General features: G+C 39.8%; 21 protein-coding genes. 10 read left to right on the forward strand and 11 right to left on the reverse strand.

What is annotated here, in order from left to right; translation table 11 throughout:
• Window positions 1–347: 347 nt before the first annotated feature.
• Both RGE70_RS14230 and RGE70_RS14235 read left to right on the forward strand, forming a co-directional pair.
• Window positions 348–1,286 (forward strand): LysR family transcriptional regulator, encoded by a 939-nt coding sequence (locus RGE70_RS14230; protein ID WP_310472101.1) that lies wholly within the window; start codon window positions 348–350, stop codon window positions 1,284–1,286.
• A gap of 88 nt (window positions 1,287–1,374) precedes the next feature.
• Window positions 1,375–2,151, forward strand: coding sequence for a hypothetical protein (locus tag RGE70_RS14235; RefSeq protein WP_310472102.1), 777 nt, complete (start codon window positions 1,375–1,377; stop codon window positions 2,149–2,151).
• A gap of 246 nt (window positions 2,152–2,397) precedes the next feature.
• Here the strand turns inward: RGE70_RS14235 and RGE70_RS14240 are convergent, their stop codons facing one another.
• The gene (locus RGE70_RS14240) at window positions 2,398–3,486 is read right to left on the reverse strand and encodes a DUF3083 family protein (protein WP_310472104.1); all 1,089 of its coding nucleotides are present in this window, start codon (window positions 3,484–3,486) and stop codon (window positions 2,398–2,400) included.
• A gap of 264 nt (window positions 3,487–3,750) precedes the next feature.
• Window positions 3,751–4,254, reverse strand: a complete 504-nt coding sequence (locus RGE70_RS14245) for a hypothetical protein (protein ID WP_310472106.1) — start codon at window positions 4,252–4,254, stop codon at window positions 3,751–3,753.
• A 764-nt stretch (window positions 4,255–5,018) separates the two neighbouring features.
• Between RGE70_RS14245 and RGE70_RS14250 the strand changes: the two genes are divergently transcribed.
• On the forward strand, window positions 5,019–5,795 hold the full coding sequence (locus RGE70_RS14250; RefSeq protein ID WP_310472107.1) for a hypothetical protein: 777 nt from the start codon (window positions 5,019–5,021) through the stop codon (window positions 5,793–5,795).
• Window positions 5,796–6,263: 468 nt separating this feature from the next.
• Here the strand turns inward: RGE70_RS14250 and RGE70_RS14255 are convergent, their stop codons facing one another.
• Window positions 6,264–6,512, reverse strand: coding sequence for a DUF3297 family protein (locus tag RGE70_RS14255; protein ID WP_310472108.1), 249 nt, complete (start codon window positions 6,510–6,512; stop codon window positions 6,264–6,266).
• 310 nt (window positions 6,513–6,822) lie between these two features.
• Between RGE70_RS14255 and RGE70_RS14260 the strand changes: the two genes are divergently transcribed.
• Together RGE70_RS14260 and RGE70_RS14265 are read left to right on the forward strand one after the other, a co-directional pair.
• A complete protein-coding gene (locus RGE70_RS14260; RefSeq protein ID WP_310472109.1) occupies window positions 6,823–7,659 on the forward strand; it encodes a diguanylate cyclase domain-containing protein in 837 nt (278 codons plus the stop codon).
• A gap of 235 nt (window positions 7,660–7,894) precedes the next feature.
• Window positions 7,895–8,329, forward strand: a complete 435-nt coding sequence (locus RGE70_RS14265; RefSeq protein ID WP_310472110.1) for a dCMP deaminase family protein — start codon at window positions 7,895–7,897, stop codon at window positions 8,327–8,329.
• A 77-nt stretch (window positions 8,330–8,406) separates the two neighbouring features.
• On the opposite strand, the gene RGE70_RS14270 is transcribed toward RGE70_RS14265, so the two are convergent.
• The gene (locus RGE70_RS14270; RefSeq protein ID WP_310472111.1) at window positions 8,407–9,072 is read right to left on the reverse strand and encodes an SDR family oxidoreductase; all 666 of its coding nucleotides are present in this window, start codon (window positions 9,070–9,072) and stop codon (window positions 8,407–8,409) included.
• 298 nt (window positions 9,073–9,370) lie between these two features.
• Here RGE70_RS14270 and RGE70_RS14275 point away from each other — a divergent pair, with 298 nt between their 5' ends.
• Window positions 9,371–10,138 (forward strand): DAPG hydrolase family protein, encoded by a 768-nt coding sequence (locus tag RGE70_RS14275; protein ID WP_310472112.1) that lies wholly within the window; start codon window positions 9,371–9,373, stop codon window positions 10,136–10,138.
• A gap of 101 nt (window positions 10,139–10,239) precedes the next feature.
• Here RGE70_RS14275 and RGE70_RS14280 read toward each other — a convergent pair whose 3' ends face one another.
• Window positions 10,240–11,217 carry a transposase gene (locus RGE70_RS14280; protein ID WP_310472113.1) on the reverse strand — a complete coding sequence of 326 codons (978 nt, stop codon included), beginning with the start codon at window positions 11,215–11,217 and terminating at the stop codon, window positions 10,240–10,242.
• A gap of 175 nt (window positions 11,218–11,392) precedes the next feature.
• Here RGE70_RS14280 and RGE70_RS14285 point away from each other — a divergent pair, with 175 nt between their 5' ends.
• A complete protein-coding gene (locus RGE70_RS14285; protein ID WP_310472114.1) occupies window positions 11,393–12,367 on the forward strand; it encodes a methylenetetrahydrofolate reductase in 975 nt (324 codons plus the stop codon).
• A 340-nt stretch (window positions 12,368–12,707) separates the two neighbouring features.
• On the opposite strand, the gene RGE70_RS14290 is transcribed toward RGE70_RS14285, so the two are convergent.
• Both RGE70_RS14290 and RGE70_RS14295 read right to left on the reverse strand, forming a co-directional pair.
• Entirely contained in the window at window positions 12,708–13,403 is a 696-nt protein-coding gene (locus RGE70_RS14290; RefSeq protein WP_310472115.1) for a helix-turn-helix transcriptional regulator, read from the reverse strand.
• Window positions 13,393–14,097, reverse strand: a complete 705-nt coding sequence (locus tag RGE70_RS14295; protein ID WP_310472116.1) for a hypothetical protein — start codon at window positions 14,095–14,097, stop codon at window positions 13,393–13,395. The genes RGE70_RS14290 and RGE70_RS14295 overlap by 11 nt, the downstream gene beginning before the upstream one ends.
• Before the next feature lie 809 nt (window positions 14,098–14,906).
• Between RGE70_RS14295 and RGE70_RS14300 the strand changes: the two genes are divergently transcribed.
• On the forward strand, window positions 14,907–16,973 hold the full coding sequence (locus tag RGE70_RS14300; protein ID WP_310472118.1) for a hypothetical protein: 2,067 nt from the start codon (window positions 14,907–14,909) through the stop codon (window positions 16,971–16,973).
• 181 nt (window positions 16,974–17,154) lie between these two features.
• Here RGE70_RS14300 and RGE70_RS14305 read toward each other — a convergent pair whose 3' ends face one another.
• Window positions 17,155–17,556 (reverse strand): hypothetical protein, encoded by a 402-nt coding sequence (locus RGE70_RS14305; protein ID WP_310472119.1) that lies wholly within the window; start codon window positions 17,554–17,556, stop codon window positions 17,155–17,157.
• A gap of 806 nt (window positions 17,557–18,362) precedes the next feature.
• Here RGE70_RS14305 and RGE70_RS14310 point away from each other — a divergent pair.
• Window positions 18,363–19,199 (forward strand): glycosyltransferase, encoded by an 837-nt coding sequence (locus RGE70_RS14310; protein ID WP_310472120.1) that lies wholly within the window; start codon window positions 18,363–18,365, stop codon window positions 19,197–19,199.
• A gap of 1,350 nt (window positions 19,200–20,549) precedes the next feature.
• On the opposite strand, the gene RGE70_RS14315 is transcribed toward RGE70_RS14310, so the two are convergent.
• On the reverse strand, window positions 20,550–20,951 hold the full coding sequence (locus tag RGE70_RS14315) for a hypothetical protein (protein WP_310472121.1): 402 nt from the start codon (window positions 20,949–20,951) through the stop codon (window positions 20,550–20,552).
• 357 nt (window positions 20,952–21,308) lie between these two features.
• On the opposite strand from RGE70_RS14315, the gene RGE70_RS14320 reads away from it, so the two are divergent.
• Window positions 21,309–22,025, forward strand: a complete 717-nt coding sequence (locus RGE70_RS14320; RefSeq protein WP_310472122.1) for a hypothetical protein — start codon at window positions 21,309–21,311, stop codon at window positions 22,023–22,025.
• Here RGE70_RS14320 and RGE70_RS14325 read toward each other — a convergent pair.
• Entirely contained in the window at window positions 22,009–22,893 is an 885-nt protein-coding gene (locus tag RGE70_RS14325; protein ID WP_310472123.1) for a DNA adenine methylase, read from the reverse strand. The two genes, RGE70_RS14320 and RGE70_RS14325, sit on opposite strands and share 17 nt — an antisense overlap.
• Before the next feature lie 94 nt (window positions 22,894–22,987).
• Entirely contained in the window at window positions 22,988–23,932 is a 945-nt protein-coding gene (locus RGE70_RS14330) for an IS1595 family transposase (protein ID WP_310472124.1), read from the reverse strand.
• Between the last annotated feature and the right edge of the window lie 104 nt (window positions 23,933–24,036).

The following is a 24,036-nucleotide window of genomic DNA, read 5'->3' on the forward strand; positions in this document are numbered from 1 at the left end:
TAACCAGTAACGCCGTTATGACATTCAATCCTTCATCAAGCTGCAATTTAGCATTAAATTCAATAACTTTAATGCTAAAGACACCCTCCATAACAATAACTGTGAACTCAGCGCTAACTTTTTTTTAACCTTAGTGAGTGAAGACTATCAAACCAGTGCGCTAAAAAGCGTACCAAAAGGGGAACCAATGCCGACTCAAGTTTGGCAATTTATCAAATAAACATTAAGATATGTTTCAATCGAGACAACACTTAACCGTGTTTATCCCACCGCCACCAGCGACTGCACCCCAAGTGATACCAACAACATAGTAATGTTTTTAAGCTACTGACATTTAAGGTTTTAAAATGGATGACACCACACTACTTCGGTTGGATTTTAATTTATTAAAATTGCTGAAAATATTAGGCGAAGAAAAAAACACCAAGCGTGCAGCAGATCGGATGTTCTTATCACAGCCAGCGGTGAGTAAAGGTCTTAAAAAACTGCGGGCATATTTTGATGATGAGCTGTTTGTCAGACAGCAATATGGGGTACTACCAACGCCCTACTGCCAAGACATTTTAGATAAGTTACCTCGGCTATTTGAAGTATTAGGCGATGTATTTGACGGCCATGCCCAATTTAGTCCCACTGATTACAGTGGCGAATTAAGCGTTGCGATTAATACCTCTATATATAGGCCATTATCACGTGTTTTTTTCGAACACTTAAACCAACTGGCACCTAAAGCCACGTTAAAACTGGTTAACTGGGGCTGGTCGACTGAGGAAGACATTAAAAATGGCAAAATTCATTGCGGCATTAATTATTACCCTTTAGAAATATCTAAAACCTTAGCTCAAAAAAAATTAGCCACTGTACCCTTTAAAATTTGTTGTCATAAAGATCACCCCTTTGTGACCTCACGTCGCACCCTTAAAGATTTAGCTGAGCAACCAATTGCACTGCTGGTTATGCCCGACTTTGTTAATAAACGCAATATGATTGAAGACATCCTAATTCAACATGGCTTTCAACCTAAGGTTAAGTTGCGCGCGGATCAGCTAAGTATCTGCCTCAACATTCTCAAAAAATCTGAAGCGGTGATGCCAGTCAGTGACATTTTTGACTTTGAGCTTTCCAGCAACCTCACCTTAGTAGACTTAAGTGAAGGCGACTACACCAGTGGCGTTGGCCTGATACAGCCGTATCGCAACTCAGTGACCCCAGTGACAAGGTGGTTAACATCACAAGTGGAACAAGTATTTAAGCGTTACCACAGCACCAGAAATAACCAAGAGTAATAACTAAAAGGTAATTAATTCATTTCTGTAAATTTGAAAGCCTATTTATCCTACACACAATTAAGTTAATGACGAAATAGGCTTCATCATGAAAAAAACCTTACTAGCAGCAAGTTTATGTTTCATCGCATCAAATGCATACGCTGAAGATGCCGTTGAAAAAGAAGTTCAAGACATGTCAGATCCGCTAGCGGTTTACACCCAAGTTGGTGCAGGCGCAACAGATTCTGGTCTTAACTTAAAAGTAGGCCAAGCTTACGACACCGGCAATGCCAGCACTATGGGCATGAACATCCTTGAAGTTAAAGGGATTGCAGGTGAAATGACCGGCTGGAACGGTTCTTCAGATACCGATTCAATTGACTCTATTCGTTTTAGAAACTTTGGTGTTGACCTAACTAACGGTCGTGGTTCGCAATTCGACGCGAACTGGGATTTCTCAACGAACCAAGGTACAGCTTCTTACAGCTTCATTCAGGCTTTACCAAAAATGGGTCCAGTTAACTTATACCCACTTGCAGGTTTAGGTGTTGCAGTAGGCGAGCCATTAGATGGCAGCACAGGCCCTGAAGTTTCAGACCGCTACGATATGCATGGTACATTCTATGTTGTTGGTCTATATTCAAAAATCACTATCACCGATAAAATTTGGTTGAACTACAACCCAATGTACTTAGGTACAGTTTCAGGTTCTGACACCTTTAAAGATTATGGTTTAGGTGGTGATGAAGCCTTGCTAGCTCACGAATTTGCCATTAGTTACCAAATGGATCCAACTCAAAACATCCGTGTATTTGCCAACTGGGACGAAAACACTAGCTTTGAAGATGGCGAATTCAGAATTGAGTACAACAAACAGTTCTAAGCTTAAGGCACGTACTTAGTACAACCAATGCAAGTGGTGCCTAACGTTAGAATAACCGCCTCTATGACGGTTTAAGCAGGAAAGTGAATTATCACTTTCCTGTTTTTTTTGCGCTATTGATTACTGGCAAGGCAAGGAGAAATACCCGCACTTATTTGCTTACTACTTGTTTGAATTGAGCACCTTACACCCTAATTAATGCCATAAGGTGCGCCAGCAAATTCAAGCCCAAACAACAGCAATAAATTATTTGTTGATTAACTGCTTTGAGGTGGAATAACTAATATGTTGATGGAAGCGCACAATCAAGTCATCACGAGTTTTGTCTAACGCTAACTCTACAGCCAAACTCCTAAGCGCATCTTCAACCCGGTTTAAATAAAGCCCAAGTCCGCCATCTTTACTGTCTTTAACACCCGCTGCGATGGTAAAGCTCACCATTTCAACTAAGCGTTTTCCATTCCAATGACATAGAAATTGTGGATCGTCGATATTAGGGTCAAAGCCCAGCATTTGCACTTCATCAGTGCCTTCAAGTTGATCAAACTTGCTGTTGCGCACTAAAGGAGTACGCCCGTTTGCCACCATCGCAACCCGGTGTAGCTTCTTAGCTAGAGTTGCTTGTACAAATGCATCTTGTATTTTTTTATAAAGCGGTGAAAAATCATCACTTTGCTCAGGCAATATTGCCTGTTTAAGCTTACGACTTAACGGTAGCTTTACTGTGACATAGCATAATGAGCCATGATCATCTGGCAGTGGACAGCTTCTGGCTTTATATCTGTCGCTGATGGAGCGGAGCTTATAGCCATAAGTTTCTTTATTGCCTTTTGCTTTGGCAAATAAATCATAAGAAAGGTGCTGATGATCTCGCACTTTAATGGTGAGCTCATCTTCTGGCATTTGCGGCATCAACGCCGCCAAGAATGACTGCACTTTTAAATGAAAACTTGCCGAGTTACTGCGGATGTCTTCGCCGGTTGCCAAACAAACAATTCTAATTTTACGGGCACGGTAATCATCTTGAGTATGCAGCCCCTGCGCTTCATGGTACTCAGGGTTATAGAAAAAGATAATTTGCTCAGCCGTAGGGAAACAGTAGGCTTCAGAGTGGTAACGTACCACGGGCAGTTTATCGTTAGTAATAACATGAACGTTATACAACTCTTGCTGACTGGCTAACTTAAAAATAGTACGACTTAGTGCTTTGTAACACGTTTTATAATCAGGGTAATGGGCCAACAAAGCATCTGTCACTTTGATTTCAGCTGTAATGTATTGATTATTTCGAACGGCCTTGGGGATGTACACTTTTTGCTGATGGCTAAGGGACATTGATATTCCTAGTGATAAGTTAAGGTGCATACTTTAAGAGCTATCATAGCTGCAATAACTTTAAATTATCCTGTTATAGGACACGCATTTACGTCTAGTAACATCATACTTTTAGGGTTTTCCCCCTATAACTTGTAATTCTGCATTTGTTGCAATAAAAACAGCTAAGTACACTGAAGCAATATGCCACGCTTAACAATTACTACATTGATAAACCAATACCGCGGCCGCGCTAACGCTGCACAATATTTATAGCCAAATGCCCTACCGCCTCAAAGAAATATCACCACTAATAATATTCATCCTTTCTCCAGTTAAACTGATCAGTTTAGCTTCTATGTGCATCGACATGGGAAATTGACTGTCAGGGTGCTTAATCAATACCTCTGCATAGGTGGGTTGCCGCTTGGATAAAAAGTAATAGGTGCCGTTCCAATAGCAGTCAAAATAGAAATTAGATTCACTGAGGTTAATGTTTTCGAGCCGATAGTTTGAATGCCGAAGGTAACTGTCAGTGGTTGTGATACTGCAGGTATTACTTTCCGTACCATTGCCAAACATGAAAACTAGCGCCGGTTGCTGGGCAAGCTTGGTTTCGGACCCGCCAAGGTATTGGCTAAGCTTAATTGTTGTCTCTGCAGTTGGCGCAACAACTGGAGCAACCTTAACTTGCGTTAGTTGTGCGGGAGTGGTGGCGGTTGTACTAAACGATAAATACAGTAAACAAACTACTGTGAGCAAAGCGCTAACCCTAAACGAAGTATGCATAATGCTACCCTTGAGGATCGTTGAATATACCCTATCGATTATAGTGCTACAGGCCAATGTTATCTACAATTGATGTACCTCAATACTGAGCAAGATAATTTTACATTGAACTGACGATCTTAACGAAGTGACTCGTAGGCGATGAAGTCTCTATTGGTCTCTTAGCGATAAATAGTAATAGAAGTTGTAGATGAACAACCGCAATAACCTTTTAGTTGCTGCGCAGTATTAGGTTAATACTGCAATCATACAGACAAGCGACACAACAATAACACTTCAAAATACTTCGATTAACTTTTGCACCACATCAAAATACATTTACATAGCAATTAAATATCTCACTAATTTAAAATGAGATTTAATAATTTCAATCAATATATAAAAATAGAAAAAACGGAATATATTTTCCCGGATTTAAGATTGTATTAATAATTGATCGCACCTCCTTACCAAACAGCCTAGTTCCTTAATATATAAGACTGACTGTCCTACATAACAAGACAATATTCGCGATTTTCCCATTTAAGAAATTTTATTTGAGTGCTACTATCTTTCGCATTAAAGAGTAACAAAGAAAAACGAGTTACTTATAAGAAACAAATTAAACGCGTGCCTATTAATAACTGCTATAACTTTACCAGTTATTAACGTGGCAACGAGCAAATAACAACTGAATAACCAGTAATGCACCAGGAACCAATGAAGCAACAATAGCATTACCGTTGAATATATCAGTATCAAATTAGCAACAACTGGATATCACTATGAAGCTTAATAAACTAAACACTATTTTACTTACAGCAACGGCATTACTATCTAGCAGCGCAATCGCAGCCGAAGAATACCATGATGCAGATCCACGCAACAGCAGCATGAGAGCTGGTGTATTTGCAGACCAAGATGGTGAGCTAAAGCTACTTGCTGGCGGCGGAACTGCTGGCCTGACTAGTGATATTTCACAAACAATTGGTTTTGCTGAGTACTACACACAATCAGATAATGCACGCATTCGTGCTGCACATTTTGATAGCTTTGGTGGTGTATATGTTGACCTTTACCACGTTGATGAAGCTGCTGGCATGTACACTGCAGGCTACATGTTGCCTCTATCAAGTGATGATGGCACTCAGTTTTTCCCATCATTGAACTATACCTACCTTAACTTTAAAACTGACGATATCGCAGATCTTGCAAATGGCATGGCCGGTTCGCCACTACCAGCATTTACATCTGGCGATATTGCGGCAGCGTTAGGTGGCGAAGAAGCTCATTTAGGTTCTGTAAACCTTTATGCTCTTCACGCTTGGAACCCTACACACTTCTCAGTTTTCAACGTTAACCTTGGTTCATCATACGGTGGCGTTGATATGAATGTAGCTAACCTTATGTGGTTACAAGGTATTAAAACACAAGTTGGCAAACAGGTTGTGAACGTTATCTTTGAACTAAAATATGATTACGCTGAAATTCAAAACACCTCTAAAGGTGACATTAATTCAGATGGTTTCACTGCATCTATCGGTATTGATTTCCGTTTTTAATAAAACGGTAACCATTTAACGATTAATGGCGAGAATAAATATTTATTCTCGCCATTTTTATTTTACTAATGAGGCCATATTTCACACTCACTACATTTTATTAATACACCACAAAAATTTGCTAAACATTTTCACCGCTTAACCCGCTCAAATTGAAACATCCCAACAAGTGAGTTATATCGATTATTAACAAAGCTACTATTGAGCACACTAAAATAATCAATCCTGCCAGAACTTTAGTAGTTTTAATCACGCAATAAGTTTGCGGATATTTACTATAAACTTACACCTAGCGGTACAGTAGCGACAAAATAAGCTTACTTATGAATTTAAAATAGCGCGCACAAAAAAACGGACCCGAAGATCCGTTTATCAATTACGCAAGCGCCAAATTTTGCAATCTAACCCGTCACGCAGTACTGCCATTAAAGCTAACAGATTAAGCTTAATGTTAATCCGACAATTTACTTACTTGTAAAAAGCTTCAACAGTGCCTTTCATGGTTACCATTAGTGGTTGACCACGGCGGTCTAATGCTTTGTGCGATGGCACTTTTACCCAACCTTCGCTGATGCAATATTCTTCAACATCAAAACGTTCTTTGCTGTTCAGCAGGATCCCGATATCGTGATCAAAAATTTCTGCTACATGGTGCGGGCTACGCGGATTAACAGAAAGGCGATCAGGTAAAGTAGGTTTTGCAGTAGTGTCTGTCATTATCTTGGTCTGTAGTGAATAAAGCGTGCGCTATTGTAGGCAATACTAAGCTGATGCTCAAGCTTGGTGGTTATAAATGTATAAAGTGTAACTCACAATTTTTTGTATAAGCGTTTCTGTTTAACGCCATCGAATAACCTAAACACTAAACCACTGGGTAACCACTTATCCGCTTACCTCACATAAACAATTAGTTAGCCATAATTTAGCCTAATTGAGTTACTGAAGCTCGTTATCTAAGTACTCATTTTAAGCGCATAATCAACTACACTTAATTTTTAAACACCTTGCTTACCGGTTTGGATCCTCTATGCATTTAGTCGCATTAATTCTTGTTATATTAGGGTTGGCAGCACTCGCTTTAGCTATACATCCAGCTTATGTTATCTGCGCATACTCTGAGTTTAAGAATAAAGGCTGGCTAATTTTGTTGTCGCTAATTGTTGTGTTTATCATTAGCTATTTTGGTTACTTATGCCTGTTATTATCTGCAGCAGGTTCAATGGATATAGTGCACTTTATCGTTGCTGCTATTTTTTTTGCTGGCGGTGCTTTTGTTTTATTAGTGACTTACTTAAGCAAACAAACCATTATCGATATTGATAATTTACTCCAACAAAAACATCATCAAGCCAATCATGACTTGCTAACATCCCTCGCCAATCGGCAGCACTTTTACAGCTATATAGACAGTAAGCTAAACCAAGAGACTGAGGGTTTTTATTGTTTAATGCTAGACATAAATGATTTTAAAAAAATTAACGATAGCTTTGGCCACAATGAAGGCGATAACATGCTGCAAGTGATCGCGCAAAGGATTAGTCATGCAGTCCCAGCTAATTGCTTGGCGGCAAGAATTGGCGGCGATGAGTTTGCCGTAATCATTCCAAAAGCATCGGACTCAAGTATTTCCCATATAGCTCAAGCGATTGAGCAATCGTTATCTATCGATATTGAGTGTGCCGGACACACCATTGTAATCGGGGCCAGCATCGGGATATCTGAATATCCCAAAGATGGGCTTGATCAACAAACCTTACTTAAAAATGCTGATATTGCCATGTATCATGCCAAAAAAAATGCATTTTCCATCCAGTATTATCAATCGCATTTAGCGCCATTTAATAAGCGCTGCCACCCTCTTTAACCCCTGCGATTATCAATGACAGGCTATAGATTAGAAAACTACCTAGTCATAATTATGGGTGGCCATGTTATTTCGTTGGTAGTCATAACTATGTAGTCATAATTATGGGTGGCCATGTTATTTACGCCGTTTACTAACGGATAAAGTTTGTAGGTTGATTTATCGGAGGGTAGCAGCGAGAATGTTAGTAAGTTTACCCATTTTATTCAGTATTTTAGACAAGGAGTGCCAATCGATGATATCCAAATGGCCGACACGTTTTTTACAGATGGCAGAGCTCGTTGCATCATGGAGCAAAGATCCCTCGACTCAAGTGGGTGCTGTAATCACCAAAGATATCCGTATTGTTTCACTCGGCTACAATGGCTACCCAAATGGGATCTCCGATAGCGCCGAAACAGACAACCGCGAAATGAAGCTATTAAAAACCCTTCATGCAGAAGAAAACGCCATTCTATTTGCTAAGCGCGACCTGAGTGGTTGCGAAATTTGGGTAACGCATTTTCCTTGCCCTAACTGCGCAGCTAAAATAATCCAAACAGGATTAAGCACAGTCCACAGTCCACAACCGAGTGATGACTTTTTATCCCGCTGGGGAGACAAGATTAAAATCAGCCAAGATATGTTTGATCAAGCTGGTGTTAAGGTCGATTGGATGCAAACATCGTAACTTAAGCTTCATCAACTTTATCCATAAAAAAAGCGAACTACTCGGTTCGCTTTGTTTATGCTAAAACTACTAACAGCTTACCACGGCAGAACTTGCCCATTTGAATGCCTAAACACGCCAGACTGGCTCATATCAAGCTGCTCAATCAAGCCAACAATACGTGTCGCAGATTCAGTTGCTGATATATCACCGCCGTGGTTAACCATATCTGTTTGCACATAGCCAGGATGATAAATACCAACCGCCACGTTTTGAGGTGCTAAGTCATGACTCAATGACATTGAGGCTGCATTTAACGCCGCTTTCGACATACGGTAACCATAACGGCCACCGGAGGTATTGTCTTCAATAGACCCCATTCTAGAAGTGATCATTGCCACCTTGGCACCATGGGTTAACTGTAGTTGAAGCGCTTCAACCACACGTAATGGAGCAACTGCATTAACTTCAAATTGAGCACGAATAGTTGCTAGGTTAAAGTTCGATAAACTCTCATCTCGTAAAATACCCGCATTACATACCAAGACATCTATTGATATCCCCGCCAATGCCTGCTTCATGTTAGCAATGCCGACATCAGTGGCGACATCAATATCCGTTATCACGTTGACTTTTAATGCGGATAACGCAGTCGATGACGTACGACACAAAGCATATACCGTTTGACCTTGAGCGGCATAAAGGCTTGCTAATGCTAAACCAATACCACGATTAGCACCTGTAATAACAACCGTTTGTGACATGGATACTCCAAAAAATAAATAGACCAATTGCAATATCTTATTATAGTGCCAGCCATGCAACAACACAGGCCCTAGCTCACCTTTTACTACATTGCCGTAATACAATAACGATGGGTGGCCATATTAATTATTAATAATGCAAAATAATACAATAACGATGGGTGGCCATATTAATTATTAATAATGCAAAATATGTGACCAGTAGCATATCGCTACTACACGCTGTCAGCTAAATTAAAAATGACTTCATAGCACCTCTTATGGCGGCTGCTTAATCTCTTGATTAATTGGATAACAAATGGATAACCAAACGCCTTACCAGCTTCAAATGCAGCCTCTAAACCATGAGTTACTTGCCATAGCCAACGCACCAGTAGAGCCTGGCGAGTTTCCTTGTATACACAATGCTAGTCAGCTATTTAAGCAATGGGATACATTTGATAACCGCATATTAAAATCCAAAAATGGCCAACTGCTAGTCGCTTGCAGCACCCAAATGCCAAATGTGACTCCAGCCATGATTGATTGGTGGTTTGCTTGGCATCTAACACACTCTGAACGCTATCAATTATGGCACCCTCAAGCTCACAAAAAAGCAACGGTAAAGCATGACAGAAGTCACTTAAATAACGCTCGAGATGTCTATATAGATAACGTCTCATATGTTGATGAGTATATTGGTGACGAGTTACTTAAGTTATCCATATCTTTTTACCATCCGAATAAAATTGGCTTGCACGATCTCGAAGCCCAAGGTGCAACCGCTATTTGTGCACGCACAGCGCTGCGTCACCCTAAATTGGACTCAGGTCATTTAGTTCACTTGGTTGAACCAACAGCCACCGGATGCGTTATGAAAAGTGTATTCTGGCTTGGCGATGTAAAACTGCATACCCCATTGCTGGGGCCAATTCTAACGCCACTAATCAATACAGCTCTAGTCAGAAAGTTGGCGTTAAAAGAGCATTCGGCAACCAATTTAATTGCCCATTGTGTTGAAGAGATGAATCACTTACCACGGTTTTTACCGCAGTTATATCAAAAGCTAAAAGGGCAACTGACATAATTCACCCTGCGGCAGTCTTGATTTAAATAGGGTTAATCACATAATAAATATTGATACTTAACCCTATTATTTTTAAGCCGTTGCTGACCCTAAGTACTATTTCATGTATCCAACCAGCGTTGGCAATTACTTAAACTTTGTCGGCGCTTTCGCTGCAAATGCACACAATAATCTGTCAGTGCCGGCAACGCCCCAACAGCCCCTTTAAACAAACTCTCAAATTCAGTGGTTATTTTTAACCAGTTCTCTGCAGGAATATTCAACCTGTTTAAAATGTGCTGACTTGACTCACTAATGACCCCGCGCTTATCGTGACAAATAACTCGCCCAGTATCTTCTACCAGCACGATGTAATCTTTAGCACTGAACATCAACCCATTAGGCATTTCAAGCCGTTCATTGCCGACAAAGGGTAATAGTTCTGACGGTTGCTCGCCTTTAATCGCTGACTTTATTCGGCGTTGAATACTGGTGTAATCAGAGGTTTCTGGCGTAGCAGCCATTTGGGCACGAATAGGGTTTAGATCAACATAAGCCATGCATGCCAGCACTGCGGTTTCGTCTAATAACGCCTGAGATTTAAAGCGGCCCTCCCAAAAGCGCCCTGTGCATTTGTCTTCTTTATTTGCCATCCTGGCAATAGGCTCACAAAGGGAGCGCATAAACCAGCTTATATCAGCTAGGCGTTGCCGGTATTGGATTATGCAATCATTGACGGCCTTAAGCTCAAACTCATTCAACGCTTCGTCTTTAACAAACTTTTGCGTCAACAATGTGCCCTTAAAGCCTTTGTGCCACTGCAGTAATACTTCTTTATCAGACCAATGCCTAGCTTTATTGACGTCTACTTTTAACACCACATGCAAATGGTTGCTCATTACAGCATAAGCGCAAATATCAATCGCAAAAATAGTTGCTAACTCTACAATGCGTAAATCCACCCATTCACGCCGATGCTCAAAGTCATCTCCCGTGCTGGCATCAATGCCGCATAAAAAAGCTTTGCGGACCACTCTAGAGCAGCAGTGATAAAAAGGAGTATCGTCTAAACTCACTAGAGTTTCTCTAGGTCTGGCCATCATTCATACCGATAAAAATTGCATGAATAAAGCTTAGTTTAGCAAATCATGTTTTACCTCAAATATGGATGGCAATATTATTTTGTTAAGCATTACACAAATTTATCTTATTCGGCCTTAACAACTGCCCCAATTTAAGACACAATGAAGATAACATCCATCTAGACGGCTAAACATGAAAAAATCATTAAAACAGCGTTCATCCGATCATCACCGTGGGATCTATTTTATTGGTACAACCCCACCCAAAATTGATACTGATTTTGAATCGGTCAGCACTATCGCTGATAAGTTATTAGCTCGTCTTGATGAAATTAGTTTTGATGGTTTAATCATTTACGATATTCAAGATGAAACCAGCCGCATTGATACTCCTAGACCTTTCCCGTTTAAAGCCACTCATGATTCAGGCACCTACGCCCAACTGATTAATCAAAAATCCGGCAAGCCAGTTATTGCCTACAAAAGTGTGGCCGGCCTTGATGAGCAGGGGTTTAATGAATGGTTGTCGCGTGCTTGGTATCAAAACAACGTAAGAGATTTAGTATTAGTCGGATCTCCATCAACTCAAGTTACCAGTTCACTACCATTAAATGACGCCTACCGTGTGTTAGCCGAACACTCACAGCAGTTCTACCTTGGTGGAGTGGCCATTGCTGAGCGCCATTTAAGTAAAAAGAATGAACATATCCGTCTATTAGGTAAGTCAACTCATGGCTGCGAGTACTATATTACTCAGGCAGTGTATAACGCCCAAGCAACTATCGACATGTTAACCAGCTATGCGCAAGAATGTGCGAGCAATAATGTACAACCTAACCGGATAATTCTGACATTCTCCCCCTGTGGCAGCGCTAAAACATTAGACTTTATCAACTGGTTAGGAGTGTCGGTCCCTGAGCATACCAGCAAACGAATTTTGTCGGCAGCCGACCCTCTGTACGAATCAATTAAGATCAACCACAGTAACCTGCTGCAAATTTTAGCAGCCGTTATTCCGCTTAATATTCCACTAGGGTTGAATATTGAAAGCTTAACTAACCGTAAAACTGAAATTGACGCATCTATTTTGATGTACAAACTACTTAAGGGCACCATGGATCAAGCCCTAGCCCAAAATCAAATCGACCAATTTGTGCTAAACAAATAACTTTCGCTTTCAACGCTATACCGCTCTGTGGTGTTACGCACCATAGAGCAAGCATCTCTATCATGCGCTAACAAACACCATTAAATAGTAAGATTTAGCCATGGGTGGCCATGTTATTCGGTATAACTATGGGTGGCCATGTTATTTCCGACTGTAGAGGTTTAACTATGGGTGGCCATGTTATTTTTTGGTAGAGGTTTAACTATGGGTGGCCATGTTATTTTTTGATGTTATTTTCAGCCATGATATTTTCAATTGTCGTAGAGTTTAGATGTAAAGCCACAAGCAGTGTATTAAGTTCGCGAGATTCCTTCGGGCTCTGACCCAATTATTCAGTTCTTCAATCTAGCAAGAAATTCTCATAAGCTGACTTAATTAAACTTGAATTATTATTTGCACACAATTTTTTCTTCAATTGCAAAGTTCGATAATCAACACCTCTTGGCGTGAGGTAGCAGCCTGCCGCTATTGACTCACGGTTATGGCCTTCAGCAATCATAGACAAAATTTTAACATCGCTCTGCTTTATGACTTTATAATCCATAAAGGGGTTTAGGTAATTAACACTACTCGATAGAATCATATAATGGATATCCATCAAATCACTATTGATTTCACGTAAAAATTGCGGCTCTAAAATTTGACCCTGCTCTTCCGTGACAAAGTAAAACCTACCAACCCAATTAGGATTTAGCATGCATTGGGTTTCAATTGAGATTTTATTTGAATAACCATACTTCACCAATAAATCTTGTGGGCTAGGCTTACCATTTGGCCAGTTACTGTAGTCCCAATGATGCTTAGAGCTAGATAAAGAAGTATATACATTAGGATCTGAGCTAGCCCATTTCCTTCTATTTTCAATGCTATATTTACTCGCATTAACTGAGCTTGAAAGCATATTATTTCTACTAGGTGTTCTTTTAATTTTTGAAAAGTGGTTGCAAAATTTCTCACTCTTAATATCCAAAGCAAAAAAAGCATCTTTAATGCCATATGTTTTCGACAACTCTAGCAACAAATTACTAACTTGCACTGTTAGACTCCAAAATAAACTCACCATTTATCAAACCATATTGGCTCGCAGAATATACCATTTCAGACATATTTTTAGATTCTAAAACTTGTTTAGCAAGCTCAATATAATAATCAACTCCACTGACAGACAAATTCATTTTATCAGCCGCATCCTCTCTTGTAATGCCGTTTGCGATTAAATTTATAACATGGAACACCTTGCGACTAATAACTCCTGAATCAAGCAGTATATTTTGTATCAGCTTATATTCCCTGTTCAACTTAAGACCAAAATTCAACAACTTAGCCTTCACTAATTCGTCTTTACTCAATAAATCTTCGTTAAACACGCCAGTGGAGAAAAATATAAATTTAATTGATACTTTTTTTAAAAAAAACAACCTAAACTCTAAAGAAAGTACATTTTCAGACATCGAAGCGTATGCCTTTTTCCTAGTAATTATTAAATCGAAATTACTGAATTCATCAAGGTGCTGCCCCTTAGATATAGCTGGCTCCCGAAGGTATTTAGAGTAGGATTGTTGAAGAATAGAATTATGGCTGCAAACAAAATTAGAGCTAATAATAGGCATTGAATGTTCGGTGCTCTTCGAGTCGACAACTGGACTTTTTAGCATAAAGTAAGCAATGCACTTATCTGCATTGAATTTTTCGCACAAATCAACTAAACCACTGTCTATTATTAATTTCATATACCACATCTACATTATAAATTACTTGGTAACCCAAACGATTAATGAGGTATACTATTCACTCTCACAAAACCAATCATCCAGGTTAAATACACCCTTGCCTTACCTTGCCTTACCTTACTTTACATTTCTTTACTCTAAGAACGTAATTTCAAATTTATTTAAAAAGTTCAAAGAGTAAGTTTGGCCCACCTTAGATATATTGAGTCTGTATAATCATTTAATTTATGTCAATCCCAATAGTAACTACCGTGATAGACATCCGTTTATTACCAAAAGTTTAAGTAATCTAGTGTAACCCTATTATGTGTGACTAAAGTCTAGGTATACAAACACCAAAATCCTTCGTGTAATAATTAGGTAATGATAGAACTTAACACTCTAATTTAACTGTAATTATCGACCAAGTAATGACTTGTTGTGGGAAACATTAGGTGCCGCAATCAAAAGTGAACATATCATTAGTCAGTTAAAGAGTGTTTTACACAGAATTACGAATAGTGTAATTGACGGTAGGCCTTAAATTAAGGCCTTATTATATAAACCAATTATTAAATAAAACTTAAACCTATCAAGGTGTTGTTGATTACCTATTTTTAATATTTGCGGAAAATTAAGAAGCCATTATTCAATCAGTGACGGTTAAATAATCGTGATCATTATCTACAAAATAAGAAAAATCATCATTCAAAAAAATCTTTCGATACTAAAACTGTAACAAGTCACAGTCCCTCAGCACCTCAGTTGAAGGAACATAGTTACAAACTATACATAATCATAATTTTAAGATGATGAGATAAAGGTGATTTATGAGAAATAATGGAAATTCAAGACTCCGGTACTTTAGTACATCAGCGCTTGCTTTGATATTAATCCCGCTACTAACGGCTTGTGGCAGCGATTCAGATGACAACAATACGACTTCGCCAGTAATTCCTGATAAATCAGAAATACCAGCGATATCTGAACTCCCAGCAGAGGTAGCAGCCAAATTTGACCTGCTTGTCGAAGCACCTAAAAGTGAGTTCGAAGGAAGCATCGATGTCTACTTAGGCCGTTGGTATCCATGTCAACCAGCACACCAAAACATGTGTGATATGGACAAGGTTAGCGAAGATGGCTATACGCTTGAATACCCTGGAGCTAATAACCCAAACTTTTCAAATAATACTAAGTACAACCTAAGCACCCCTGATGACAGCAAGTACCACATGCATATTAAATCGGAAGAACTACTAGCTTGGAAAGATCAAGCTATTCGTGATGACATCTTCCAACCAGGGCACTATTCAGTCTTAGATGTAATGTTGTATGTATCAGAAAAACGTGACGATTTTGAAGTTAAGCTAGGTGAGTTTAACGAAGAGCGTCAAACTTACGAATACACAGTATCTTTCGATGCAGATGGCGATGGTTCGTTTAATAATGATCCCGCTACTCATTACTCAGAATGGAAAGATTACAAAGACAGCGATAGCTGGAGCGTTGCCTTCTTCCATAGCGGCGGCTCCATGTTAGGTGACGATGCGGGAGACTATGAGACTGTATACGACCGTTTAGATGAAATGTTAGTACGACATCAGTCAGAAATTCGTATCATGCCAACTAGTCCTGAATACCGAGACCGTATGTGGCAAGCTCAAAAAGCTGAAGTCGACTTTAAAGCTGCTAATGGCGGTAAGGTGATGCTCACCGCAATCACTCGTGATATGGAAGATACAGATGGCTATGGTGACGAGTATATTGAAACCATTGCATCAAACATTGAAGTTAAAGCATATAACTTACGTACGGATGTTTATCGTGAAGGTGTTATTACGCAGCTCGATTACGTGATTTCAGCAGCAGAAGCCTCTGCTAGCACTGGTGGATCTGATTTTGGTTTCACATACTGGCCTACTTTGTATACCGGCTCTCAGCTAGGTAGCTATGTGATGAACAGCATTGATGGTATTCGTGCAGATGGTCTTGATGGCTGGAACTATGCCGCAGGTATGAATGAGTATACCTTAGATATCATGCTACACGGTCCAGAGTCTCTTAACGCACAAGATTTGGTGAATAACACTGAAGGAATGGAACTTGCTAGAGAGTGTACATGGCTTCGTGAAGATGATGGCAGCATTACAGAAACCAACGCGCAAACATGTATTGACCATTGGGCAGGAACCTTTGGTGGCAACAAACTTCATATTGCTTTAGATAACATGGTACGTAATCATGGTATGGAATACATCTATTTCTCTTGGGTTAAAAAGATGTTCTGGATCTACGGAACAACCGAGCTTAACTCAGTAAATGAAGAGCGTCAAAATGGCAGCGAGTTATACCCAATAGCCGTAAATGAAGTTGTAGAAATCGCTGATATCAGTAAAGCTATTGCTCCGTTAACTGAAGAGCATTTTGGTTGGAACATTGCCGACTGTTCAGTTTGTCACGCTAATGACGAGATCCATAACGGTTACTCTAACTTAGATCCAGATCTTACCGGACCATACACTTGTGCATCTTGTCATGGCGGTAATGGCGCACCTGCTGGACATGGCGAAACAAGCCGCTGTTTCTGGTGTCACTCTGAAGATCAAGCAATGACCAATCACGGTGAAGCGTCACAATGGTTTGACTTTGCGGACGTAGAATGTGCTGAAAATAGCTCAGTAAACCCTTTTGGTTTTGCCTTAGCAGTTGGCGGTAAAGGTTCATGTGCAGATAACGTTCAATCACCATTCGTAGATAAAGTACGCTGGAATGGTGAGCGTTATAATGACTTAGCGCCGTCGAAAACACGTACTCGTGGCAACAGCGACTGGCACACGTCTAAAACGTTCCCAGATCCATATAGCTGTGTAACATGCCACGTCAATCCAAAAAAGTAATAGTTAACTAATTTAGTTACCCTAAATTACAGTAATTTTTTGTAATAAACTGGGTCAGAATATAGTTAATGCAAGTAACTCCCTCAAACAAAAAAGCGACCAAAAAGGTCGCTTTTTCTTGGGCTACCGCTTCGCCCTCTGAATTCAACACCTCAGTAGCTAGCCTAGCTACAGCAATTATCTACAATGACAAATCCAACAACCCATGCTCTGCCCCAACACTATTAGCCACACTCACCAAGCGCAGTTTAATGCCCTGCTCAATGCCCACGCCGGCCTCAAGTAAGTCAGCAACCGCAATAAAGGCAGTCGTTTTTAAGCTCTCTCTGTCATAACAATATGCATAACCGTTCCCCGTTATCCAATTGTGATTCTTAGAGTCCAGAACCTTATCTTCCAAGCTCATAACTAAGGTAAACTCAAACGACAAGATACAGGCTTCATCACCAAACCAATCAGCTTTTAAAGCTTGGAAATTGATCCACATTTCCAGTTGAGTCAACAAGGGTTTAAGCGAACTTGAAAAGCGGCTATCAGCCAAAATCATAATAGGAAGTTGCTCTTGCATATCAGTCTGGGTCATCGGTTTTTATCGCCACATTTTCTGGTTGAATTCAAGCACTATGGGCTGATTCTGCTGGCTAAGGCCGAGTAATGCAACCGGTGTTGATAATCGCACTAACTAATTATCTCAACCTTTAGCTTCTAAAGTTTTTGTGGTTCCAATTACCTGCAGCAAGCATATGAATTTAACTATGGGTGGCCATGTTATTTTTTGAACTATGGGTTGAATTTAACTATGGGTGGCCATGTTATTTCAGCGAACTTGAAAAGCCGTTTTCTGCCAAAATCGTAATAGGAAATTGCTCTTGCATATCAGTCTGGTTCATCGGTATTTATCGCCACCTTTTCTGGTTGAATTCAAGCACTATGGGCTGATTCTGCTGGCTAAAGCCGAGTAATGCAACCGGTGTTGATAATCGCACTGACTAATTATCTCAACCTTTAGCTTCTAAAGTTTTTTGTGGTTCCAATTACCTGCAGCAAGCATATGAATTTAACTATGGGTGGCCATGTTATTTTTTGAACTATGGGTTGAATTTAACTATGGGTGGCCATGTTATTTCTTCAAACTACTTAAGGGCACCATGGATCAAGCTCTAGCCCAAAATCAAATCGACCAATTTGTGCTAAACAAATAACTTCGCTTTCAACGCTATACCGCTCTGTAGTGTTACGCACCATAGAGCAAGCATCTCTATCAAAGACAAAAAAACACACAATGCCAATAATTTTACATGTACCGACTGTAGAAGGGTTAATATTGTTTTCATAGGCTAACCGCCTTACAATTATAAGTATGATTTTATTTATTGTTCGGATGTGTCAATGTTTCAACATTTTGTAATTACTCGCTTTAACTTACGTAAAAAAGACTGGCAAACAACTCGAACGAATACTGAAGTGCTAACTGATAAATGGATGGAAAACCGCTTAGCATTATTTGAAAATTTCTGCTTTTCTTCACTGAAGTCTCAAACAGAGAAGAATTTCACCTGGTTAGTTTTTTTTGACGCAACAACACCTGATGTATTCCGTCAAGTAATCACACGTTTACAAAATGAATTCAGCTCTTTCGTTCCCGTATACATTGATGGAATGGATGCGTTTTTACCGTCTATAGTAACTGAGATACAAACTAGACTCACCCAACCATATCTAATTACATCTAGACTCGATAATGATGACAGTTTACACCAGGATTACATCAAAGAAGTTCAGTTAGCATTTGCAAAGCAGGACTTCATGGCTATCGACTTCATTGATGGGCTGACACTTGAGGTCGAACCAAAAGTTCGCATTGCCAAGCGTTCTCATGTTCATAACCCTTTTTTAAGTTTGATTGAAAAAAGTGACGGTTTTAAAACAGTTTGGACCCATGAGCGTCATGGGCAATGGAGTAAAGTTAAGCAAGTTACCGCTATTCGCAACAAGCCAATGTGGATGTCAGTTATCCATATGGAAAATAAAATAAATGACTTCGATGGCTACTCAAAAATTGACTGGAAAGAAATTGAAGCATTCAACCTAGATAAAGGGGTTTTAGAAACACTACAGCCTAAAGTTGTGACCTTTGATAGTTGGAAAAGGCAAAGCCTAAAGAATCAACTAAGAGCGAATTGGAAAGTTGGCTTTAAACTACTTAAACGAAAACTTTTATCATGAGCTGAAACGCCATAGAAATTAACTATAGCCGTCGATGTGATTTTCGATGTATAAACGGCTAAGGCCACCATGGTTCAAGGCCTAGCCCAAATCGACCAATTTGTGCTAAACAAATAACCTTCACTTTCAACGCTATACCGCTCTGTGGTGTTACGCACCATAGAGCAAGCCCCTCAATCATGCGCTAACAAACACCATTAAATAGTAAGATTTAACTATGGGTGGCCATGTTATTCAATAAAAGCAGTCGTTTTTAAGCTCTCTCTGTCATAACAATATGCATAACCGTCCCCCGTTATCCAATTGTGATTCTTAGAGTCCAGAACCTTATCTTCCAAGCTCATAACTAAGGTAAACTCAAACGACAAGATACAGCCTTCATCACCAAACCAATCAGCTTTTAAAGCTTGGAAATTGATCCACATTTCCAGTTGAGTCAACAAGGGTTTAAGCGAACTTGAAAAGCGGCATCAGCCAAAATCATAATAGGAAGTTGCTCTTGCATATCAGTCTGGGTCATCGGTTTTTATCGCCACATTTTCTGGTTGAATTCAAGCACTATGGACTGATTCAGCTGGCTAAAACCGAGTAATGCAACCGGTGTTGATAATCGCACTAACTAATTATCTCAACCTTTAGCTTCTAAAGTTTTTGTGGTTCCAATTACCTGCAGCAAGCACATGAATTTAACTATGGGTGGCCATGTTATTTTTGCGCTAACAAACACGATTAAATAGTAAGATTTAACTATGGGTGGCCATGTTATTTCTTTCGATAAACGGCTAAGGCCACCATGGTTCTAGGCCTAGCCCAAATCGACCAATTTGTGCTAAACAAATAACCTTCACTTTCAACGCTATACCGCTCTGTGGTGTTACGCACCATAGAGCAAGCCCCTCAATCATGCGCTAACAAACACCATTAAATAGTAAGATTTAACTATGGGTGGCCATGTTATTTAGCAAGCATATGAATTTAACTATGGGTGGCCATGTTATTTTCGCACCACTGTGGTGTTACGCACCATAGAGCAAGCCCCTCAATCATGCGCTAACAAACACCATTAAATAGTAAGATTTAACTATGGGTGGCCATGTTATTCGCTCACGTCTAAAACGTTCCCAGATCCATATAGCTGTGTAACATGCCACGTCAATCCAAAAAAGTAATAGTTAACTAATTTAGTTACCCTAAATTACAGTAATTTTTAGTAATAAACTGGGTCAGAATATAGTTAATGCAAGTAACTCCCTCAAACAAAAAAGCGACCAAAAAGGTCGCTTTTTCTTGGGCTACCACTTCCCCCTCAGAATTCAACACCGCAGTAGCTAGCCTAGCTACTGCAATTATCTACAATGACAAATCCAACAACCCATGCTCTGACCCAACACTATTAGCCACACTCACCAACCGCAGTTTAATGCCCTGCTCTATGCCCACGCCGGCCTCAAGCAAGTCAGCAACCGCAATAAAGGCAGTCGTTTTTAAGCTCTCTCTGTCATAACAATATGCATAACCGTCCCCCGTTATCCAATTGTGATTCTTAGAGTCCAGAACCTTATCTTCCAAGCCCCTAACTAAGGTAAACTCAAACGACAAGATACAGGCTTCATCACCAAACCAATCAGCTTTTAAAGCTTGGAAATTGATCCACATTTCCAGTTGAGTCAACAAGGGTTTAAGCGAACTTGAAAAGCCGTTTTCTGCCAAAATCGTAATAGGAAATTGCTCTTGCATATCAGTCTGGTTCATCGGTATTTATCGCCACTTTTTCTGGTTGAATTCAAGCACTATGGGCTGATTCTGCTGGCTAAAACCGAGTAATGCAACCGGTGTTGATAATCGCACTGACTAATTATCTCAACCTTTAGCTTCTAAAGTTTTTGTGGTTCCAATTACCTGCAGCAAGCAGATGAATTTAACTATGGGTGGCCATGTTATTTAGATGAATTTAACTATGGGTGGCCATGTTATTTAGTGGTCAAGCAATGAATTAGATATTTGAAATAGCATACTTGAACCCTTTATTAACAATAACTTAATGTGACATTAAGCCATAGACTATCTAAGGTTACTTGGATAGGATGTACTATTTGACTGGAGGATTTAATGTCAGATATACATCCTAAGATTTTAGAGCAAGCCAAGAAAGTAACGGCTAAACGTGCTAAGACCGTTATTGACCACATAATCAAACATGGTTCGCTATCAACAGAAGAGCTCAAGGAACTATATGGTTATAATCATGCTCCACGAGCGGCTCGTGATGTTCGTGAAGCGGGAATCCCATTAGAAACGTTTAAAGTGACGGCAAGTGATGGGCGTAGAATTGGTGCATATCGCTTTGGTGATCCCGAGCAAATTGAAAACAACAAGCTTGGTGGTAGACAAACTTTCTCAAAAGCATTTAAAGAAACACTGATTGGTATGAATGGTGAGCGTTGCCATGTTTCTGGAATACCTTTCGGGAGTCGATATCTTCAAATAGATCACAGGACACCTTATGAGGTTGGTGGTGATGAAGATGTACCTGAAAATGTACCTGAAAAATTTATGCTTTTAAGTGGTACAGCTCAAAGACAAAAATCATGGGAATGCGAGCACTGCCCTAACTTGCTTGGAGCAAAAGACTTAGACACATGTAATTCATGTTACTGGGCTTACCCAGAAGATTACAGCCATGCGGCAACTCGACCTGTACGTATTATGCAATTAGGCTTTGAGGGTAGTGATGTTGAGGTATATGATCAACTTAAAGAGGCTAGCGAAAAACTTGGCAAACCTCTTCAAGAATACATAGTTGATCTACTTAAGCAACAGGGGTAATTTTCTGAATTAGAGCTGGTGATAAATAAAGCGACTCTATTGTTTCATCATCTCTTCCAAGAAGAATAGCTTGAGAGGACTTCCCAGCATTTAATCCTATTTTTTGCAGGTTCAGGTGCTGTGGTAATTCTTTTCCGTATGATTTATCGCCGCAAGTGCCATCAAATGATAATAAGAATGGCACACCCCTTCGATTAAGATCTTCCATTTCTTCAATCAATTCATCGATTTGAAGAGTAAAAGCATATCGAGTATCTTTTTTGGTACTAGTGCCTTGCCATGGTGGATCCATATAAACAATATCATTGCTAGTTGCATTGCGAATGATGTCTCGGAAGTCACCACTTATAAATTCTGTTTTACCTTGTAATACTCTTGACGCTGATAACATATTCGTACGAACAGTTTTGGGATTAGTCCCTTTACGTCTTTTATCTGGAGATTGATTAAACTCACCATTACCATTAAAGCGAATAGCGTTCTTAACGCAACGAGATATCAGGTATAAAAACTGTATAGGATCTTGCTCACGGTTAAAGTCCTGGCGAACGTTCATAAAATGATCATATGAAAACTCAGGCTCATGAACACCATCTAAAAGCTGTTGGTTCCATACCGTTTCGTATTCATCAGCAGATTCTTGAGGGGTATTAACTACCATTTCCCATAGAGCAGGAATAGGTGCAAACTTATCACCAATAACGTAGCGTTCAGCAAGGTCATTTGCAGCAGCTGCTAGTGTAATTGCTGCTGATCCTGCAAATGGTTCGTAAAGTGTTTCAATTTCAATATCACTGATAATATTTAGAATGTCATCAGCTAGCTTTCGCTTACTACCTTGGTATGGCACTACGTGCGGTGCTTTCATTTCAGAACCTGTTGAACCTCATTTCTCAAAAAATGAATATTACTATAACTAGCGATTACTGTATATATGAGGCTGTGTTCTCATTAAGTGTTGGTCATGGGCTCAAAGCCTCATTTAACCAATCGCGACCAGTAGATAATTCCTCAAAAGCGGTGCTGCGCCACCAAGCCAAGTAGTTTGCCAAATAGTCGGTTCCAACACCATAAAATCGAGGCAGCCAAGCCTTTAATCTAGCAGTGTAGTTGTTTACTGTTTGGATATGAAAAGTACCACTCTCTAATGTTCTAGCCATATTTTCGTTCAAGATCCGCTTATGGAACAGCTTGTGATTTTTTGCAAAATTTGGATATAGCTGGCTTCCATCCGTACAGAGTACCGAATCTGCTTTAATTCGATTTTCCATACATGGGTGAACTTCGGCAATACAATCACTTACTAGGACAAAGTCGGCTTCATGCTCCGAGCGATCTAACATCAATAAAACAGGGACAAGGGGTGCAGCATCACAAGCTTTACCTCCGCCTCTTTGGCGTGGTTTTCGATGTGTTATCTGTCGCTTACCTTTGAATGACTCTCGAAAAAATGTCTCATCAACTTCGACGATACCACTTAACTGTTTTGCTTTGTGTTGCTCAGGTTTAGCTAAGAAATGGTGCCGCCAACGAAAAGAAGTTGTTAAGCTAATTTGGCAAAATTTTGCAGCTTGCCGCAATGTTTTACCAGCAACCATACATTGGGCATATGTGCCTAACTTATTACGGTTACGTAGACGTGTAAAAGGTGTTTTTGTTAGTTCATTGAAAGTCTTACTGCACTGTTTGCAGCGAAAGCGCTGCAAACCCGCATTGTGTCCCCACCTGACTATATGAGCAGATTGGCAATGGACACATCGGGATAGTTTTTTGAGACGCTGCTCCAGAGCATGATTAACATCATCTTGGCGAAGTTGTTGATCTACTCTGGTACCTAGATGCCGTAGTTGGCCTGTAGATAAGGTTCTAATTGATAACAAGAAATCAGTGTATTGCTTGCTTTCCATAATCACCGCCTAAGTTGCAGCCTATAAACAAAGCTTAGCAGTTATAAACGGACCAACACTTAATGAATACACAGCCATAAATATACAGCATTTTCAACCTACAT

This window comes from Shewanella youngdeokensis, assembly GCF_033180165.1.
GTDB lineage: Bacteria > Pseudomonadota > Gammaproteobacteria > Enterobacterales > Shewanellaceae > Shewanella > Shewanella youngdeokensis.

Excerpts from the sequence above, each read along its gene's own strand:
- RGE70_RS14295 (WP_310472116.1), bottom strand. The coding sequence starts at position 14,097 with ATGAAATTAATAATAGACAGTGGTTTAGTTGATTTGTGCGAAAAATTC.
- RGE70_RS14240 (WP_310472104.1), bottom strand. The coding sequence starts at position 3,486 with ATGTCCCTTAGCCATCAGCAAAAAGTGTACATCCCCAAGGCCGTTCGA.
- RGE70_RS14305 (WP_310472119.1), bottom strand. The coding sequence starts at position 17,556 with ATGACCCAGACTGATATGCAAGAGCAACTTCCTATTATGATTTTGGCT.
- RGE70_RS14275 (WP_310472112.1), top strand. The coding sequence starts at position 9,371 with ATGGATAACCAAACGCCTTACCAGCTTCAAATGCAGCCTCTAAACCAT.
- RGE70_RS14270 (WP_310472111.1), bottom strand. The coding sequence starts at position 9,072 with ATGTCACAAACGGTTGTTATTACAGGTGCTAATCGTGGTATTGGTTTA.
- RGE70_RS14325 (WP_310472123.1), bottom strand. The coding sequence starts at position 22,893 with ATGAAAGCACCGCACGTAGTGCCATACCAAGGTAGTAAGCGAAAGCTA.
- RGE70_RS14250 (WP_310472107.1), top strand. The coding sequence starts at position 5,019 with ATGAAGCTTAATAAACTAAACACTATTTTACTTACAGCAACGGCATTA.
- RGE70_RS14320 (WP_310472122.1), top strand. The coding sequence starts at position 21,309 with ATGTCAGATATACATCCTAAGATTTTAGAGCAAGCCAAGAAAGTAACG.
- RGE70_RS14300 (WP_310472118.1), top strand. The coding sequence starts at position 14,907 with ATGAGAAATAATGGAAATTCAAGACTCCGGTACTTTAGTACATCAGCG.
- RGE70_RS14265 (WP_310472110.1), top strand. The coding sequence starts at position 7,895 with ATGATATCCAAATGGCCGACACGTTTTTTACAGATGGCAGAGCTCGTT.
- RGE70_RS14310 (WP_310472120.1), top strand. The coding sequence starts at position 18,363 with ATGTTTCAACATTTTGTAATTACTCGCTTTAACTTACGTAAAAAAGAC.
- RGE70_RS14285 (WP_310472114.1), top strand. The coding sequence starts at position 11,393 with ATGAAAAAATCATTAAAACAGCGTTCATCCGATCATCACCGTGGGATC.
- RGE70_RS14235 (WP_310472102.1), top strand. The coding sequence starts at position 1,375 with ATGAAAAAAACCTTACTAGCAGCAAGTTTATGTTTCATCGCATCAAAT.
- RGE70_RS14230 (WP_310472101.1), top strand. The coding sequence starts at position 348 with ATGGATGACACCACACTACTTCGGTTGGATTTTAATTTATTAAAATTG.
- RGE70_RS14330 (WP_310472124.1), bottom strand. The coding sequence starts at position 23,932 with ATGGAAAGCAAGCAATACACTGATTTCTTGTTATCAATTAGAACCTTA.
- RGE70_RS14255 (WP_310472108.1), bottom strand. The coding sequence starts at position 6,512 with ATGACAGACACTACTGCAAAACCTACTTTACCTGATCGCCTTTCTGTT.
- RGE70_RS14315 (WP_310472121.1), bottom strand. The coding sequence starts at position 20,951 with ATGAACCAGACTGATATGCAAGAGCAATTTCCTATTACGATTTTGGCA.
- RGE70_RS14280 (WP_310472113.1), bottom strand. The coding sequence starts at position 11,217 with ATGGCCAGACCTAGAGAAACTCTAGTGAGTTTAGACGATACTCCTTTT.
- RGE70_RS14260 (WP_310472109.1), top strand. The coding sequence starts at position 6,823 with ATGCATTTAGTCGCATTAATTCTTGTTATATTAGGGTTGGCAGCACTC.
- RGE70_RS14245 (WP_310472106.1), bottom strand. The coding sequence starts at position 4,254 with ATGCATACTTCGTTTAGGGTTAGCGCTTTGCTCACAGTAGTTTGTTTA.